The 16,267-nt window shown below is 50.7% G+C and carries 14 protein-coding genes; 9 read left to right on the top strand and 5 right to left on the bottom strand.

All coding sequences use genetic code 11. The annotated features are described in order from the left end of the window. Nucleotides 1–150: 150 nt before the first annotated feature. Together ACFSUS_RS06520 and ACFSUS_RS06515 are read left to right on the top strand one after the other, a co-directional pair. The gene (locus ACFSUS_RS06520; RefSeq protein ID WP_381520776.1) at nucleotides 151–1,617 is read left to right on the top strand and encodes a hypothetical protein; all 1,467 of its coding nucleotides are present in this window, start codon (nucleotides 151–153) and stop codon (nucleotides 1,615–1,617) included. 91 nt (nucleotides 1,618–1,708) lie between these two features. Beyond that, nucleotides 1,709–3,547, top strand: coding sequence for a cytochrome c peroxidase (locus tag ACFSUS_RS06515; protein ID WP_381520773.1), 1,839 nt, complete (start codon nucleotides 1,709–1,711; stop codon nucleotides 3,545–3,547). Between the two features lie 72 nt (nucleotides 3,548–3,619). On the opposite strand, the gene ACFSUS_RS06510 is transcribed toward ACFSUS_RS06515, so the two are convergent. Next, on the bottom strand, nucleotides 3,620–3,943 hold the full coding sequence (locus ACFSUS_RS06510) for a MerR family transcriptional regulator (RefSeq protein ID WP_381520771.1): 324 nt from the start codon (nucleotides 3,941–3,943) through the stop codon (nucleotides 3,620–3,622). A 160-nt stretch (nucleotides 3,944–4,103) separates the two neighbouring features. Here ACFSUS_RS06510 and alaS point away from each other — a divergent pair, with 160 nt between their 5' ends. From alaS to murI, 3 genes are all read left to right on the top strand, one after another. Further along, a complete protein-coding gene (gene alaS / locus ACFSUS_RS06505; protein WP_381520768.1) occupies nucleotides 4,104–6,779 on the top strand; it encodes an alanine--tRNA ligase in 2,676 nt (891 codons plus the stop codon). A 449-nt stretch (nucleotides 6,780–7,228) separates the two neighbouring features. Next, the gene (locus tag ACFSUS_RS06500; protein ID WP_381520765.1) at nucleotides 7,229–7,537 is read left to right on the top strand and encodes a type II toxin-antitoxin system death-on-curing family toxin; all 309 of its coding nucleotides are present in this window, start codon (nucleotides 7,229–7,231) and stop codon (nucleotides 7,535–7,537) included. Beyond that, nucleotides 7,534–8,352, top strand: coding sequence for a glutamate racemase (gene murI, locus ACFSUS_RS06495; RefSeq protein WP_381520762.1), 819 nt, complete (start codon nucleotides 7,534–7,536; stop codon nucleotides 8,350–8,352). The genes ACFSUS_RS06500 and murI overlap by 4 nt, the downstream gene beginning before the upstream one ends. Before the next feature lie 76 nt (nucleotides 8,353–8,428). Here murI and ACFSUS_RS06490 read toward each other — a convergent pair whose 3' ends face one another. Further along, nucleotides 8,429–9,097 carry a DUF2461 domain-containing protein gene (locus tag ACFSUS_RS06490; protein WP_381520759.1) on the bottom strand — a complete coding sequence of 223 codons (669 nt, stop codon included), beginning with the start codon at nucleotides 9,095–9,097 and terminating at the stop codon, nucleotides 8,429–8,431. A gap of 161 nt (nucleotides 9,098–9,258) precedes the next feature. On the opposite strand from ACFSUS_RS06490, the gene ACFSUS_RS06485 reads away from it, so the two are divergent. The 4 genes from ACFSUS_RS06485 (at nucleotide 9,259) to ACFSUS_RS06470 (ending at nucleotide 11,996) form a co-directional block, all read left to right on the top strand. Next, nucleotides 9,259–10,890: an ABC-F family ATP-binding cassette domain-containing protein gene (locus ACFSUS_RS06485; protein ID WP_381520756.1), complete on the top strand. Its 1,632-nt coding sequence runs from the start codon at nucleotides 9,259–9,261 to the stop codon at nucleotides 10,888–10,890. Nucleotides 10,891–11,045: 155 nt separating this feature from the next. Further along, nucleotides 11,046–11,375 (top strand): nucleotidyltransferase family protein, encoded by a 330-nt coding sequence (locus ACFSUS_RS06480; protein WP_381520754.1) that lies wholly within the window; start codon nucleotides 11,046–11,048, stop codon nucleotides 11,373–11,375. Then, nucleotides 11,372–11,782: a HEPN domain-containing protein gene (locus ACFSUS_RS06475; protein ID WP_381520751.1), complete on the top strand. Its 411-nt coding sequence runs from the start codon at nucleotides 11,372–11,374 to the stop codon at nucleotides 11,780–11,782. Before ACFSUS_RS06480 ends, ACFSUS_RS06475 begins: the two co-directional genes overlap by 4 nt. A 31-nt stretch (nucleotides 11,783–11,813) precedes the next feature. Continuing rightward, nucleotides 11,814–11,996, top strand: coding sequence for a hypothetical protein (locus ACFSUS_RS06470; RefSeq protein ID WP_381520748.1), 183 nt, complete (start codon nucleotides 11,814–11,816; stop codon nucleotides 11,994–11,996). Between the two features lie 214 nt (nucleotides 11,997–12,210). Here the strand turns inward: ACFSUS_RS06470 and ACFSUS_RS06465 are convergent, their stop codons facing one another. From ACFSUS_RS06465 to ACFSUS_RS06455, 3 genes are read right to left on the bottom strand one after another with little or no spacing between them, the layout of a single operon-like run. Continuing rightward, complete coding sequence (locus ACFSUS_RS06465) at nucleotides 12,211–14,430, bottom strand: xanthine dehydrogenase family protein molybdopterin-binding subunit (RefSeq protein WP_381520746.1); 2,220 nt, start codon at nucleotides 14,428–14,430, stop codon at nucleotides 12,211–12,213. A 6-nt stretch (nucleotides 14,431–14,436) separates the two neighbouring features. Next, on the bottom strand, nucleotides 14,437–15,420 hold the full coding sequence (locus ACFSUS_RS06460; RefSeq protein WP_381520743.1) for an FAD binding domain-containing protein: 984 nt from the start codon (nucleotides 15,418–15,420) through the stop codon (nucleotides 14,437–14,439). Continuing rightward, nucleotides 15,417–16,061 carry a (2Fe-2S)-binding protein gene (locus tag ACFSUS_RS06455; protein ID WP_381520740.1) on the bottom strand — a complete coding sequence of 215 codons (645 nt, stop codon included), beginning with the start codon at nucleotides 16,059–16,061 and terminating at the stop codon, nucleotides 15,417–15,419. Before ACFSUS_RS06455 ends, ACFSUS_RS06460 begins: the two co-directional genes overlap by 4 nt. Nucleotides 16,062–16,267 lie beyond the last annotated feature (206 nt).

Here is a 16,267-nt window from a genome sequence, read left to right as displayed (position 1 = left end):
TTTTGGATAAACTGTATTTGTTAATTATTTGTGAAGTTTTCGTTAAGGGTAGCCTTGCAATGATAGCACACACGTAATGGTTTAGGTACACACTTGTTTGGGCCAATGGGTAATTTTGTGAAAAATAGTCTACACATCAAGCAAAAACCCATGCGTACGAACAAACTTTTTCTCTCTTCAACCGTTTTGCTTTCGCTTTTCGGAGCCCTCGCCTGTACGAACGAAGAGAACCCTAATGTACCAACAGGCCCAACATCGGAAGTTGTACTAAAAAATCAGTCCACAACGCCTGCCTTAGCGAAAGCAATGCCAGGTTTCGAGAATCTAGAGATTTATTCGCTGATAGGAAGCGATGACAAGCTCGACCAGTCGCCTGCCTTCGTTTTTGGAGGGTCAGCCGATGGCTCAGGGATACTTAAGAACACCGATGGGACGTATACCATGCTGGTTAATCACGAAGATAATTTTGCCGTATCGCGAATTACGTTAGACAAGACGTTTAAGCCTGTAAAAGGTGAATATATCCTTAACTCGGACGGTGGACTTTGGCGGCTTTGTTCGGCTACGATGGCTACCCAGGAAGAGCATGGCTTTGGTCCTTTGTATCTGACAAGCGGTGAAAGTGGCGAAGAGTCACGTACACACGGCGTTAATCCACGGGCTGACGTAGGATCGGCTGGAATTTCGAAGGAGATTGCTGGTTTAGGACGCTGGAGTGCTGAAAACGCGGTTCCTTTACCAAAACAGGCTTATTCTGGTAAAACCATTGTTCTAATCGGCGACGATGATTCGGCCGTTAATGGAGGTCAGGTCGCTATGTATGTCTCGAACACGGTTGGTGATCTGGAAAACGGATCGCTTTATATGCTTAAGCGCAGCGACAACAACCAAAAGGAAATGGATATGAAGGTTGGTACCAAGTATCCGGTTGAGTTTGTGCAGGTTGAGAACCACAAAACCTTGACTGGTGCACAGATCAATGCCAAAGTGAACGATCTGAAAGCCATTAAATTTGGTCGGGTTGAAGATGTTGATTACCGCAAAAAGAGCACGGGACGTGAGGTGTATTTTAACGTGACAGGTCAGGCTACCTCGCAAGCTAATGCTGATTATTCTCGTTCGAAGTACGGTCGGGTTTATCGTCTGACGCTGAATGATGCTGATCCGCTGAAAGGCTCGCTGGAGGTAATTCTGGACGGCGATGACCGGAACGGACCAGCTAAAGCGTTTCAGAACGTAGATAATATCTGCGTAACCGAAAACTATCTTTATACACAGGAAGATCCCAACGGCTACGGCGATGAGACTCACGATTCGTACATCTATCAGCTAAATCTGAAAACGAACGAATTGAAGCCGGTGCTGGCGGTTGACCCTCGCCGTACGGCTGCTGATGCTGCCAAGTACAACGTCGGTGGGTCATCCAAATTTGGAGCCTGGGAATATGGTTCGCTAATCGATGTTTCTGACGTAATCGGTGTACCAAATACGTTTACACTGGCCGTTCAGCCACATACCTGGACCGACGCAAAGTATGCAGGTGTTGATGGAGGTTCTAAACGTAAGGATGAAAAGCAGGCTAGTCAAATTTTAGTAATCAAAGGACTACCGCGTTAATCCACACGACGTATACTGTTCTTGCCTGGCTGGAATCGTCTCCAGTCAGGCTTTTTTCTTCATCAAACGGCTGTATTTAAACTGTACTCACATGCTTTCAGAACAAACGCCAGCTACATCCGTCAGCAAAGCCAATCGGACTAGTGTACGGTGGACACTGATGGTACTGGCTACCGGGTTGATAGTGGCTGTTTCGTATTATTTACTTCAGCCGCGGCTTACGCCTGTGCAGCAGGTAAAAGCACAGTACCTGAAAGATATTGCCGGGCTCGACTCATCGGTCAGACACCTGAATCGAATCATTCTCTCTCATAGATCAGTCGCTGATATGCAATCGGCGTTCCGTAGCGCCCGACTGGCTTACAAACGCGTTGAGTTTTTGGCTGAGCTTTATAATCCCGAAACGGCTAAGAGCTTAAATGGCCCAGCTTTGCCCGAAGTAGAAGAAGATGACGGTTTGCAGCGGCAAATTCAACCAGAAGGATTTCAGGTAATTGAGGAACTGTTGTTTCCGTACGACCCTGCTCAGCATCAGGATCTGTTAACAAAAGCAGCTGTTTTGCAATCGAACGTCGGACGGCTGACTAAAGTAGCTTCAACCAACGAAATGACTGACAGTCATGTGTTCGACGCGATACGATTAGAAGTGTTTCGTTTGCTTTCGTTGGGAATCACCGGTTTCGATTCACCGGTTTCCACGCATTCGTTACCCGAAGCGGCCGCTGCACTTGAAAGCTTACAACGCTACGTAAGTATTTATGAGCCAGCTACTAAAGATGCAGCATTGGCTACTCTGCTCGATCGGACGTTTGCGGGAGCGATAAGCGCATTAAAAAGCGAGAAAAACTTCAATAGTTTCGACCGGCTTGGGTTTATTACAAACCACGCTAACGTACTGAGTGGTCTATTACTCGATACGCAAAAGGCATTAGAAATTCCGGTTTTTCAAGAGAGCCGGCTGCTATCGACTGAAGCCCGGACGCTCAACGATCTCAAGGCTTTTGATACGGGTTACTTCGTCAATACAAACGATGATCGTCCAACACCCGCCCGAGTTGCATTGGGCAAACTTCTGTTCTATGACCCTATTTTGTCAGGTGATTCCAGGCGCACCTGTGCGACCTGCCACCAGCCCGACAAAGCCTTTACCGATGGCGAACCAAAAAGCCTGGCCATAGGCTTCGGTGGGAGACGTATCGCCCGTAACGCACCTACGCTGTTGAATGCTACGTTTCAGGCTGCTCAGTTTGCCGACTCGCGCGTAATATTTCTGGAAGATCAGGCTAGTGATGTTATTCAGAATACGCAGGAAATGCACGGGTCGTTACCAAAAGCAGTTAGCGCGTTACGGAACAAAGCAGCGTATCGGAAGGCGTTTGCCGATACTTATAAAGACGGCATAACTGAGCAAAATCTTAAGAATGCGGTCGCTAGCTACATCCGTTCGCTAACCAATCTTGACTCGCGGGTAGATCGCTACCTTAGGGGACAACCTACGGCTCTGACGTCAGAAGAAAAACACGGATTCAATCTCTTTATGGGCAAGGCAAAGTGCGCCACTTGTCACTTTTATCCTCTTTTCAACGGTACGGTGCCACCGGCGTATCAAAAAACGGAAAGTGAAGTGCTTGGTACACCCGCCACCGCCGAAAACCGGCAGCTGGACCCGGATCTCGGTAAATTTCAAACGACGAAGATCCATATACAGAAACACGCTTTCAAAACACCCACGATCCGCAATGTAGCCAAAACGGCTCCGTACATGCATAATGGTGTTTATAGATCGCTCGAAGAAGTTGTTGATTTTTACGACAAAGGCGGAGGCAACGGACTAGGCTTTAACCTCGACAACCAAACCTTACCCGAAGACAAGCTACACCTGACTCCCGGTGAAAAGAAGGCGCTAGTCGCCTTCATGAAAGCACTTTAACAGTTGTCAGTGAGCAGCCATCAGCCAACAAGCTGAACACTGTAAGAACTGATGGCTGCTCACTGATCCCTATTACAGGCTATCGCGCATTTGTTGGAGGAATGCTTTTATGTCCAGTAGCTTGCCCATCATACGAGCGTTCTCCCGGCGAGCGGTTTCCCGACTTTTTAAGAACTCACGGGCGCCGGGTAGCGTGTATCCTTTCTCGGTGGTCAGCTCAAGAATTTCGCGTAAGTGGTCAATGTCAGCCTGGGTGTACACCCGGTCGCCGGAGCGGTTCTTCTTGGGCTGAAACGTAGGAAACTCCTTTTCGTAGAAGCGCAGCTTGGAGGCATTGATCTTGAACATCTCTGCCACTTCTTTAATCCCGTAGTATAGCTTACCTGAACCGTCCATTGGACAAACTTCCCAATCTGCCTGAATAAACGCAAGTTTTGCCGTAATTTTGCGGGACGAATTGCCTTACTAACAGGCTATGGTTGGCTTTCTGGCTGCTGTGTTTCTCAGAATCCAACTGTTGGCTGCTGGCTGTTGATTGATAACTGCTCACTGAACAATGACTTCCCACGAAATACGTCGGCATTTTCTCGACTTCTTCCGCTCCAAAGAACACCTGATTGTCCCCTCGGCTCCACTGGTCGCCAAAAACGACCCCACGCTGATGTTTAACAACTCGGGTATGGCGCAATTTAAAGACTTCTTCCTGGGCAACGGTACGCCCCCTTCTAAGCGGGTGGCCGATACGCAGAAATGCCTGCGCGTGTCGGGTAAGCATAACGACCTCGAAGATGTAGGGTTTGATACCTATCACCACACCATGTTCGAGATGCTCGGCAACTGGTCCTTCGGTGATTACTTCAAAAAGGAAGCCATTGCCTGGGCGTGGGAACTGCTGACAGAGGTGTATAAACTGCCCAAAGACCGGTTGTACGTATCGGTGTTTCAGGGTGATGAAAAAGACAACGTACCCTTCGACCAGGAAGCGTTCGATCTCTGGAAACCTATCGTTGGCGAAGACCGGATTATTTACGGGAATAAGAAAGATAACTTCTGGGAAATGGGTGATACGGGGCCGTGCGGTCCCTGCTCCGAGATTCACGTGGACTTACGTTCGGCGGAAGAAGTTGCCGAGACGCCCGGCAAAGAACTCGTCAACGCCGACCATCCGCAGGTTGTCGAAATCTGGAACCTGGTGTTCATGCAGTTCAACCGGAAAGCTGATGGTTCGCTGGAGCCGCTGCCCGCCCGCCACGTCGATACGGGCATGGGTTTCGAGCGGTTGTGCATGGCCATTCAGGGCAAGAAATCGAACTACGACACCGACGTTTTTTCGGGTACGATCAACGTTATCGAAGAACTGTCGGGTATAAAGTACGAAGCGGGCAAGAGCATGACAGACGTAGCGATGCGCGTAATTGCTGACCACATTCGGGCCGTATCGTTCGCCATTGCCGACGGACTGGTGCCCAGCAATGCCAAGGCGGGTTACGTGATCCGGCGGATTCTGCGTCGGGCCATCCGCTACGGCTATTCGTATTTGAACCTGACTGAGCCGTTCATGACCAAGCTCGTGCCAACGCTGGCGATGCAGTTTGCCGACGTCTTCCCCGAGCTGAACGCCCAACGCGATTTCGTGGCTACCGTGATTCGAGAAGAGGAAATCGCGTTTTTGCGGACATTGGGTACCGGGCTCGGTCGTTTAGATCAGATTATCGGCCAATTGACAACCGAAGGCAAACAGGAAATACCCGGCGAAACGGTTTTTGAACTGAACGATACGTTCGGCTTTCCAGCTGATTTAACCGCCTTGATCGCTCGTGAGAAAGGCTTGAGCATTGACGAAGCTGGTTTCCAGAAAGCATTGCAGGAGCAGAAACAACGGTCGCGCAAGGACGCCCAATCATCAGCGGGGGACTGGATCGATCTAGCTGAACTGGATGATAAGGTTGAGTTTGTCGGTTACGATCAACCCGAGGCCTATGCTCAGATTGTGAAGTACCGCAAGATTCAGAACAAGCAGGGCACACAGGTACAGGTGGTGCTGGATAAAACGCCGTTCTACGCCGAATCGGGTGGACAGATTGGCGATACAGGTACGCTTGAACTGTTCTCAAACTCAGACCAGATCGGAACCCTGACCGTACTCGATACTAAGAAGGAAAACGACCTGATTATCCATATTGTCCAGAATGTGGACGGTATCGACGATCTGTTAACCGAAGCGGATTCGGTATACGCAGTTATCAATACAGCGCGTCGGGGCTTAACCAGTAGTAACCACTCGGCTACACACCTGCTGCATGCCGCCCTACGTGATGTGCTCGGTACGCACGTAGCGCAGAAAGGGTCTTACGTAGGTCCCGATGCGCTGCGGTTCGACTTTTCGCACTTCAGCAAAGTAACCGATGAGCAACTGGCTGAGGTGGAGCGGATCGTGAACGAGAAAATTCGCGAAGACATCAAGCTCGACGAAAAACGGAACGTACCCATTGCCGATGCTAAGAACATGGGCGCAACGGCCCTGTTCGGCGAGAAATACGGTGATTTTGTGCGCGTCATCACCTTCGACCCGAATTACTCCGTTGAACTCTGTGGGGGTACACACGTACCGGCTACGGGCCACATTGGTCTGTTCAAGTTTACGGGCGAAGGCTCCGTATCGACGGGTGTTCGGCGGGTAGAAGCTAAGACATCAGCCGGAGCGGAACAGCTTGTCAATGAGCAGATGGCGGTTGTCAGTGAGTTGAAAGAGCTGTTGAAAGCGCCGAAAGATCTGGTAAAAGCAGTGCAGGCGCTTATGGAGGAACGAACCGCCTTGCAGAAGCAGGTTGAAGCGTTGCAGAACGAAAAAGTACAGCAGTTGAAAAATCAGCTGCTGGAAAAAGTGGAAGCCGTAAACCGCAACGGCGGACCGGGCCACACTCGTCTGGTTGAACGTGTTGAGGTGCCGAACGCCGATGCCCTCAAACAACTGGCGTATGACCTGAAAGCAAAGGTGGACAACCTGGCACTGGTGCTGGGCGCTGACATCAACGGGAAACCCCAACTGGCCGTTATGCTGCCTGACTCACTCATTCAGACTAAAAACCTCAATGCTGGGCAGGTTGTGAAAGAGCTTGCTAAAAACATCAAAGGTGGGGGCGGTGGCCAGCCTTTCTTCGCTACGGCCGGTGGCTCGGATTCGTCGGGCCTGGATGCCGCTTTGGCGCAGGGGAAGGAATTGTTAGGGTAAGTTTAAAAACTGTTAATTAACGTGAATAGTGGATAAATGCTTAAACGAATGCTTTATTACCACATGGTTATAATGGCTTGACTTTGTCATCCCGACGTCAGGAGGGATCTTCTTTATCCGTAGGCATTCCCTCACCAGAAGATCCCTCCTGGCGTCGGGATGACAAGGCTCCGCTCATTCAGGCCTAGAAGGCTAGCCATTATTCACGTTAAATGGTCATGGTAACGATACAACTAACCTTGCCTGACCAACAGATGTCGGCTTTACAGTCAAAAGCAGAATCCGCAAACTTGACTGTAGATGAGCTTCTAAGATTGAGCGAGCCATAGACTATGTTCTTGCTAAAAACAAGGCATTATACGAGCGTCTGACCTGATGATATTTTTGGAACTCGCTGATGTGTTGTCATTACACAAACGTATCAGCGAGCAATCTGGCGGGAGTTTGGGGTGCGTCATTACGATCTTGTAGCTTCTGCCTTAGTACAACCTTTTGCTACGTTTGATGGAAATGACCTTTATCCTACACTGATAGATAAGGCGGCTTTAATTGGCTATTTGCTAATTAGTGATCATCCTTTTGTCGATGGAAACAAGCGAATTGGTCATCCTGTCATAGAAGTAATTTTGGTCATGAACGGTTTTGAAATAGAAGCTTCTGTTGACGAACAGGAACATATTATTCTAGAGGTTGCTGACGGTAAGCTGACAAGGGAGCAATTCACAGATTGGGTACATAAATGCGTAAAACAGCTATGAACCAACCCATTGGCGTATTTGACTCGGGCTACGGGGGCCTGACCGTTTTACGCGAAATCGTTAGAAAGCTGCCTCAATACGATTACGTCTATCTTGGCGACAATGCCCGAACGCCCTACGGTACCCGCTCGTTCGATACGGTTTATCAATATACCTTAGAATGTGTGCAGCATCTCTTTGATCAGGGCTGCCGATTGGTCGTGCTGGCCTGTAATACAGCTTCGGCCAAAGCGCTACGTAATATTCAACAACTTGACTTGCCAATTGTAGCGCCGGACAGACGGGTCCTTGGGGTAATCCGGCCTACGACGGAGGTGATTGGTACCTATTCCAAGACTGGCCATGTAGGTGTTTTAGCGACCCGTGGCACCGTAACGTCGGAGTCGTACGTCGTTGAGATTGAAAAATTCTTTCCGGAATTGCAGGTGTTTCAGGAAGCTTGTCCGATGTGGGTGCCACTTGTCGAAAACGGCGAGTACGCCAGCGCGGGCGCTGATTATTTTGTCAAGCAACACATCGACCGGCTGAGAGCGCAATCGCCCCGAATTGACACGTTACTGCTGGCCTGCACCCATTACCCGTTGCTGTACGACAAAATACGCCAGGCAGCCCCGGCTGAAGTCACTATTGTTAGTCAGGGCACAATCGTTGCGGAAAGTTTGGCTAATTACCTGCAACGTCATCCGGAGATTGAAGCCCAATGCAGTAAACACGGCCGACGAACCTTCCTGACCACTGATTCGACCGACGATTTTGACCGACAGGCAACAGTTTTCTACGGAGAAGCTGTGCAATCGCAGCATTTAGCGCTGTAATACAAGTTACCCTAGTCCCTCTTTAGTTTAGGAGAGGGGCTAGGGGGAGGGTAAGGATATAAGACTGAAGCGTACGCTACTCCACGAGGGCTCGGTTTAAGTACGTTACCAACGGCTGTAGACCGGCAAATGCATTCAGTACTTGTTTGGGTAAGGTCGGTTTGGTCAGGGCCGCATCGGGTAGTGGGTGAGAGGCCGTAAAACTCTTTAGCTTCAAGTACTCAACGGCCGGATTGTCGACGGTATAGCCTTTGGGAGGTCGTTGCAAAGACTCTTCACGGCTTAAACCGGAGAAGTATTTTGTAAAAGCCGGATCGTTTAGTAAGCCCTCAAACTCGTTCAGGTTGTAGTCAATCTCCTGCCGAATCGTGGTCAGTACGGTTGGGTCGGGCATATACATACCGCCCGCTACAAAACTGTTTCCTGGCTCAATGTTCAGGTAGTAACCCGCCGAGGCCAGCTTCTTGCCGCCTTTGTTAAACCAGGCACCGAAGTTGGTTTTGTAGGGCGATTTGTCAGAAGAAAAGCGTACGTCCCGATTAATACGAAAGATGCAGCTTTTGGCCTGGAGTGGTGTTTCGGCAATGGCCGGATCAACAAGGCCTAACTCTTCAATTAGCTGAGCTACGAGTTGCACAACGTCAGCTTTGGCGGCTTCGTAAGCCGGCCGGTTGGCATCGAACCAGGGTTTGTTGTTGTTCGCCTTCAGGTCTGATAGAAAGGCGAGGGTAGTGGGCTGAAGCATGAGTCATTGAATGGTATCAACCGCAAAACTATTGTTTTTACCTATACGCTAAATTTAATACAATGTTAAGCTGGACCAACGGCGTCAGGTAGCAGCAACTTTCCCTTTCCCGGCAAAAATTCGTACCTTTGTTGCTTCATTTGAACGGGAGATAACACATCATGATCACGGTACAAAACGTCTCACTCCGCTATGGAAAGCGAGTGCTTTTTGACGACGTCACTATAAAGTTTACGTCCGGTAACTGCTACGGAGTTATCGGTGCTAACGGAGCTGGTAAGTCAACTTTCCTGAAAATCCTATCGGGGGAAATTGAGCCACAAACGGGCTCGGTAACCATGACACCCGGCGAACGGATGTCGGTGCTGAACCAGAATCAGTCGGCTTATGACGAATATCCAGTACTGCAAACGGTCATTATGGGCAACAAACGCCTGTATGACATCATGCAGGAAAAAGACGAGCTCTACGCTAAAACTGATTTCACCGACGCCGATGGCGAGAAGGCGGCTGAGCTGGAATCCGAGTTTGCCGAGATGAACGGCTGGGATGCCGAATCGGATGCGGCCAGCCTGCTTTCGGGATTAGGCATTAAAGAAGATGTTCACTACTCGCTGATGAGCGACCTGAACGGTTCCGAAAAGGTACGCGTGCTGCTGGCGCAGGCTCTGTTCGGAAACCCCGACGTCCTGCTGCTTGACGAGCCAACCAACAACCTCGATGTGGAGTCGGTGATCTGGCTGGAAAACTTCCTGGCCAATTTCAGCAATACCGTCATTGTCGTATCACACGACCGTCACTTCCTCGATCAGGTTTGTACGCAGATCGTCGACGTTGATTTCAGCAAGGTTAAACTCTTCGCCGGTAACTATTCGTTCTGGTACGAGTCGAGCCAGTTGGCGTTGAAGCAGCGGCAGGACCAGAACAAGAAAACCGAGGATAAGCGTAAAGAGCTTGAAGAGTTCATTCGTCGCTTCTCGGCCAACGCATCGAAGTCGAAGCAGGCCACGAGCCGCGCTAAACTGCTCGAAAAACTAACGATTGAGGATATTCAGCCGTCGTCGCGCAAGTATCCTTACGTCAATTTCAAACCCGAGCGCGAACCGGGTGATCAGATCCTGACGGTTGAGAACCTGACGTACACCGCCGAAGACGGTACCAAGCTGTTCGAAAACCTGTCGTTCACGGTTAACAAGCAGGACAAGATTTTCCTGTACAGCCGGGATGGCCTGGCCGTATCAGCCTTGCTGGATATTCTGGCGGGCGAGCGCAAAGCGGATTCTGGTACGTTCCGGTGGGGCATCACCATCACTATGTCGTATTTCCCGACGGATGCCGAGAAAGAGAAGTTCTTCCAGACCGATCTGAACTTAGTCGACTGGCTGCGTCAGTATTCGGTCGAGAAAGACGAGAGCTTCATCCGGGGCTTTTTAGGCCGTATGCTGTTCTCGGGCGAAGAGTCGTTGAAAAAAGCGACAGTGTTGAGCGGGGGAGAAAAAGTGCGTTGTATGCTGTCGAAGATGATGCTGTCGGGCGCCAACGTCTTGATGCTCGACGAACCCACCAACCACCTCGACCTGGAATCGATTGAGTCGCTGAACAACGGGCTGATCGATTTTAAAGGACCAATCCTGTTTACCTCGCACGACCACCAGTTTGTGCAGACAGTGGCTAACCGCATCATCGAGATCACCCCGGCGGGCATCCTCGACAAGCTAATGACCTACGACGAGTACCTGACCGACGAACGCGTGAAGCAACAGCGGGAAGAACTGTATGAAGCCGTGGTGTAAATACACACTGCATACGATTTTATAGCGAAAAGCCACGCTCAGCATCAACTGGCGTGGCTTTTCTGTTGCCTATCCTGTTAACCGCCTGGTATTTTTAACTCGTCGTTCGATGCGTAGTTTTGTGTAACTTGGCCGAAAATCAGTTCAGTGTGCAAATGGTCCTCTCAGATTCAATCGAACGTGTAGCCACCGAATTTAAACAGGAACTGCTGGCACTTTATGGCGATCAATTAACCGGCTTGGTTCTGTTTGGTTCTTACGCCCGTGGCGACTATCAGCCGGAGTCAGATATGGATTTTGCTGTTGTATTGAAAGATCCCGCCACCCGACCGGCGGCCGAGATATTTAAGTTAGCTCCCATCAGTGCTGAGCTTAGTCTGAAACACGGTATTATGGTTTCCGTTTTGCCGGTTTCCGAACAGAGGCTAAACACATCTGAGCAGGGTGTGTACCAGGCAATCCGTCAGGAGGGTATTCGGTTATGAGTAAAGGCTACGAAGCGCAACTGGCTCTGGAACGAGCCGAAGATACGTTGAATGAATCGGCGCATGATTTGAATGGTGGTTTTACGATTGCAGCGGCAAACCGCGCTTACTACGCTATTTTTTACTGTTTAACGGCCCTGCTTTACACCGAAGGTGTCCAAACCAAACGGCATTCTGGAGTGCAGGGGAAATTTTACGAATTATTCATACGAACCGGCCGCTTTCCCCACGAAACAATTAATTGGATACAAGCGGCCTTCCAACTTCGCCAATCAGGTGATTATGACCTGGAAACTGACATTTCTGTTGAAGAAGCTCACCAATCGCTTGACTACGCCCGCCAGTTTTACAGGCTCACCAAAGAGTATCTGGACGAATACACTAAAAGCCAACCACCTGTTTCGTAGCGCAGTGTAGTACTTTTCTACTACGTAGTTGATGCAGAAACGCGTAACCACGACCATCCGTTCGCCCAGAACGTCCCCAACCGCATCATTGAGATCACCGGCAGCGGCCGACCGTCCGGCGGGTATCCCTGATAAGCTAATGACCTACGACGAGTACCTGACCGACGAACGCGTGAAGCAACAGCGGGAAGAGTTGTATGTGGCAGTAGCGTAAATAGATCAGGGAGTTAATCGTAAAAGGGGTGAAAGAGCTGTGTAAGGCAGTAGCCCGGACGGCCACGTCCGGGCAGTAAGCGTCAGCAATTTATTACCCGGACGTAGCTGTTGGTACGCAGCCCGCACCAGGCTACATCAACCAGCCACAAGTTGTATATAAGAAGGGCGGTCCTTGCACAAGGACCGCCCTTCTTATATACAAATATATATTATTAAATCAGCTTGTCAGGCGTGATGGGCAGTTCACGGATGCGCTTGCCGGTGGCATGGTACACTGCATTGGCGATCGCAGCTGCAAAGCCAACCATGTTTATTTCCCCAAGTCCTTTGGCGCCCATCGGATCAACGATCGGGTCGCGTTTATCGATGAAAATCGCGTTAATCTGCGGCATGTCGGCAAAGACCGGTACGTGGTATTCAGCCAGGTCTTTATTCATAAACCGGCCATAGCGATGGTCGATGACACCTTCTTCCATCAGCGCCATGCCAATGCCCCACACGGCTGAGCCAAGTACTTGGCTACGGGCCGTTTTCTGATTCATGATCTTTCCGGCATCAATGGCTGAAACCACTTTCGTTACCCGCACCATACCCGTGGTCGGATGCACGTGTACTTCAATGAAGTTGGCGCAGAACGATTTGTGGGAGAATTGTTCCTGTTCAGGGCCACCTTTCGATTCCTTCATTATTTCAAGCTCTGGTAACTTGTTTTGCCTTAGAATGTTGGCATACGATACCCCGGCAGAACGACCTTTGAGCTTGAGAGTACCATCATCAAACACCAGATCATCGGGTTTCGCATTGTAAAACGCTGATCCTTCTTTGTTGATCGCCAATTCTTTCAACCGTTCCTTCACGGCTGTACAAACGTCGTACACGGCGGAGCCGACCGACGCTGTCGTATGGGAGCCATACTGCGGAGGAGCCTCCGGAAAGCTTGAGTTTCCCAACTCAAATCTTACTTTTCTGACGTCCATACCCATAACATCGGCGGCAATCTGGGTCATGATGGTGTATGTGCCCGGCCCGACGTCGGCAGCGGCCGTCTGTATAACGAGCGTACCATCGGCCATGAGTTTGGCTTTTGCCGCAGCCTTCGCCCGGTCCGATTTATAGATACCTGAACTCATGCCCATGCCCACCAACATGCCGTTGGCCTGCATGGAGCGTGGTTTGGGATTACGCTTACTCCAGCCGAACTGTTCAGCGCCCAATTTGTAACATTCGTTCAAGTGCTTGCTCGACCAGGGTTTATTGTTTTCGGGATCAACATCGGCGTAATTCTTTAAGCGGAGAGCCATCGGGTCCATATTCAGAGCATACGCCAGCTCATCCATCGCCGATTCCAGGGCAAACGAACCGCTGGTTTCACCAGGCCCCCTAGTCCAGCAGTGTGTACTCAGATCGAGCGGAACGAGCCGGTACACCGCGTTGAGGTTCGGGCAACTGTACATTGACTTGGTCGGGTGGAGCGTACGTTCCGTAAACTGCTCATAGATAGACGTAAGACCAAAAGCCTCGTGGGTAGTGCCCACCAGCTTGCCATCGGGTGTAGCGCCCAGGCCAACTTTCTGGACCGACCTCGGCCGGTAGCCCACCATATTGAACTGCTGTTCCCGTTTGAGTACGACTTTAACGGGTTTCTTAACCACTTTGGCTCCTAAAATGGCGGCCATCTCCTGCGGCCAGATCCGCGACGAACTGCCAAAGGCGCCACCCACAAACGGCGAATGGATTTGAATGTTCTCTTCTTTCAGGTCGAATGCCTTTATCAGGTCTTTCTTGGCCAGCGAAACCCCCTGCGATTTGTTGTACACCGTTAGCTTATCGTCGCCTTCCCAAACCGCCACGGCTGCGTGGGGCTCCATGGGGTTGTGGACGTGAATCGGCGTGTGGTATTCGTACTCAATATGCACCGGTGCTCTCTTGTAGGCGTCTGGCTCACCCCGTGAATAGTCTTCCGGGCGCTCGGGTTTATAGCCTTTATCTGTATTTGCTTTAATGTCCGTTTGGTGCTTGTCTTCGTTGTACTGCACCACTACCAGCGAGGCCGCTTCGTTGGCCCGCTCAAAGGTGTCGGCAATGACTAAGGCAACGGGCTGGTTGTTGAAATAGATTTTATCGTCAAAGAACACCCGGAATTCCTGACCGTATACTCTCGATCCGGAATTGTCGGTACCGGCTTCGTAGCCAGCTACTTTTGGCGAATTTTTGTGGGAAATAACGGCCAGTACACCTGGTACCTTTTCGGCGGCTTTCGTATCCAGGCTTTTAATACGTCCTTTGGCAATGGCGCTGGTTACCAATACGCCAAACGTTACCCCGGGTAAGTTGTTTTCGGCCGCGTATCTGGCTCCACCCGTCACTTTTACCCGGCCATCAACCCGGCTTAGCGGATCGCCGATTTGGGTCTTAAAAGATGCGTTTTCCATGGCTGTTTATGCCAAACTGGCAGCGGTTGTTAAAGCTTCGACAATGGCGTTGGGCACCATCTTTAATTTAAACGCATTATGTTCGTAGCCTTTAGCGCCCCGCATGGCGAGTTGAGCGGCCTGTTCAAACGTAGCCTGGTTGGCAGGCTTCCCCACTAAGCTGTTTTCTGCTTCGGTTAAGCGCCACGGTTTGTGGGCAACACCACCCATCGCTAAGCGGGCGCTCCGGATCGTTTTGCCGTTCATACTGAGGGCTGCCGCTACCGATACCAACGCAAAGGCGTAGGAAGCCCGATCGCGTACTTTCATATAATGCACGTGGTTGCCGTAAGCCGCATCGGGAATGTCGATGGCAGTGATGAGCTCATCGCGTTCGAGGTTCGTGTCGCGCTGGGGCGTATTACCGGGCAGCCGATGGAAATCAACGAACGGAATCCGCCGTTCTCCTTTAGATCCGGACACCAGCACGGTAGCGTCGAGGGCGGCTAAGGCTACGCACATGTCGCTGGGGTGGGTTGCAATACAGCTGTCACTCGCGCCGAAGATGGCATGAATGCGGTTGAAGCCCTGCAACGCGCCACAACCGCTACCCGGTTCCCGCTTATTACAGGGCAGGGCTGTGTCGTAGAAATAATAGCAACGGGTACGCTGCAAGATGTTGCCGCCCACTGTCGCCATGTTTCTGATCTGCGCCGTTGCGCCTGCATTTAGCGCCTGCGCTAGTAAGGGCTGTTTTTCAAGGACGAGAGCATGATCGGCGACCTGGCTATTCAGTGCTAGAGCACCTATACGTATGCCGTTGTCGTGCTTTTCGATCGCACGAAGCGATAAACCGTTGATGTCTACGAGCCGCTCGGGCATCATGACCCCGCGCTTCATTAAATCGATCAGGTTCGTGCCCCCGGCAATGAACTGAGCGTTAGCGTCTTTAGCCAGGGCGTCGGTAACGGCTTGCTGCGTTGACGGTCGAACGTACTGGAAGTTGATCATACCTTTTGCCCTCCCTGCCTGACTTCCGCAATGGCCTCCACGATGTTGTTATAGGCTCCGCACCGGCAGATATTACCGCTCATGTATTCACGTATTTCAGCCTCCGAGTCGGCATGACCTTCGCGGATACAAGCCACGGCCGACATGATCTGACCGGGGGTGCAATAGCCGCACTGAAAGCCATCGTGCTTAATGAAAGCGGCTTGCATGGGGTGCAGGGTTTCGCCATTGGCCAGCCCCTCAATCGTTGTTACGTCTTTCCCATTTTGCATGATGGCCAGGCTCAGGCAGGAGAGGACCCGATGGCCATTAATGTGCACCGTGCAGGCTCCGCACTGGCCATAATCACAGCCTTTTTTCGTACCTGTCATGTCTAACTGTTCGCGCAGCAGATCCAGCAACGTAACCCGCGGCTCGACGGATAGATTGAGTGGCTTGCCGTTGAGCCGCATGGTGAGTGGGACTTTCTCGAAATAAGCGGCTACTTTTTCATCCATCCTGTTCTCAGCGGCTACTACTAAAGTTGAAGGCGTTAGGGCGAGGGCAGTGAGTAATGATGATTGTTTCAGAAAGTCGCGCCGTGCTTCCAGCGAGCTATCAGGCTCGTCTTCCGACGACGAACTGGTTTTCCGGGATTTCATAACCGTTGACGTTTCTTTTCAGGATAACCGGCCAGAACGTATAAGGTTAAGGGTTCACGATTGGAAGAAAGGTGAAAACCAGAAAATTGATAAAACGGTCATTTGTTAGTGAGACGAATGCTTAGATGACCAATAATAAACTATCGTGCAATGAAAGATTTAAGATGAAGTTATACAGGAGTTACACGAAAAACGCCCAACTGACT

It is taken from the genome of Spirosoma soli (assembly GCF_042684525.1).
Taxonomy (GTDB): domain Bacteria; phylum Bacteroidota; class Bacteroidia; order Cytophagales; family Spirosomataceae; genus Spirosoma; species Spirosoma soli.
The sequence above is the reverse complement of the archived record's forward strand: the minus strand, read 5'-3'. Positions and strand labels throughout refer to the sequence as shown.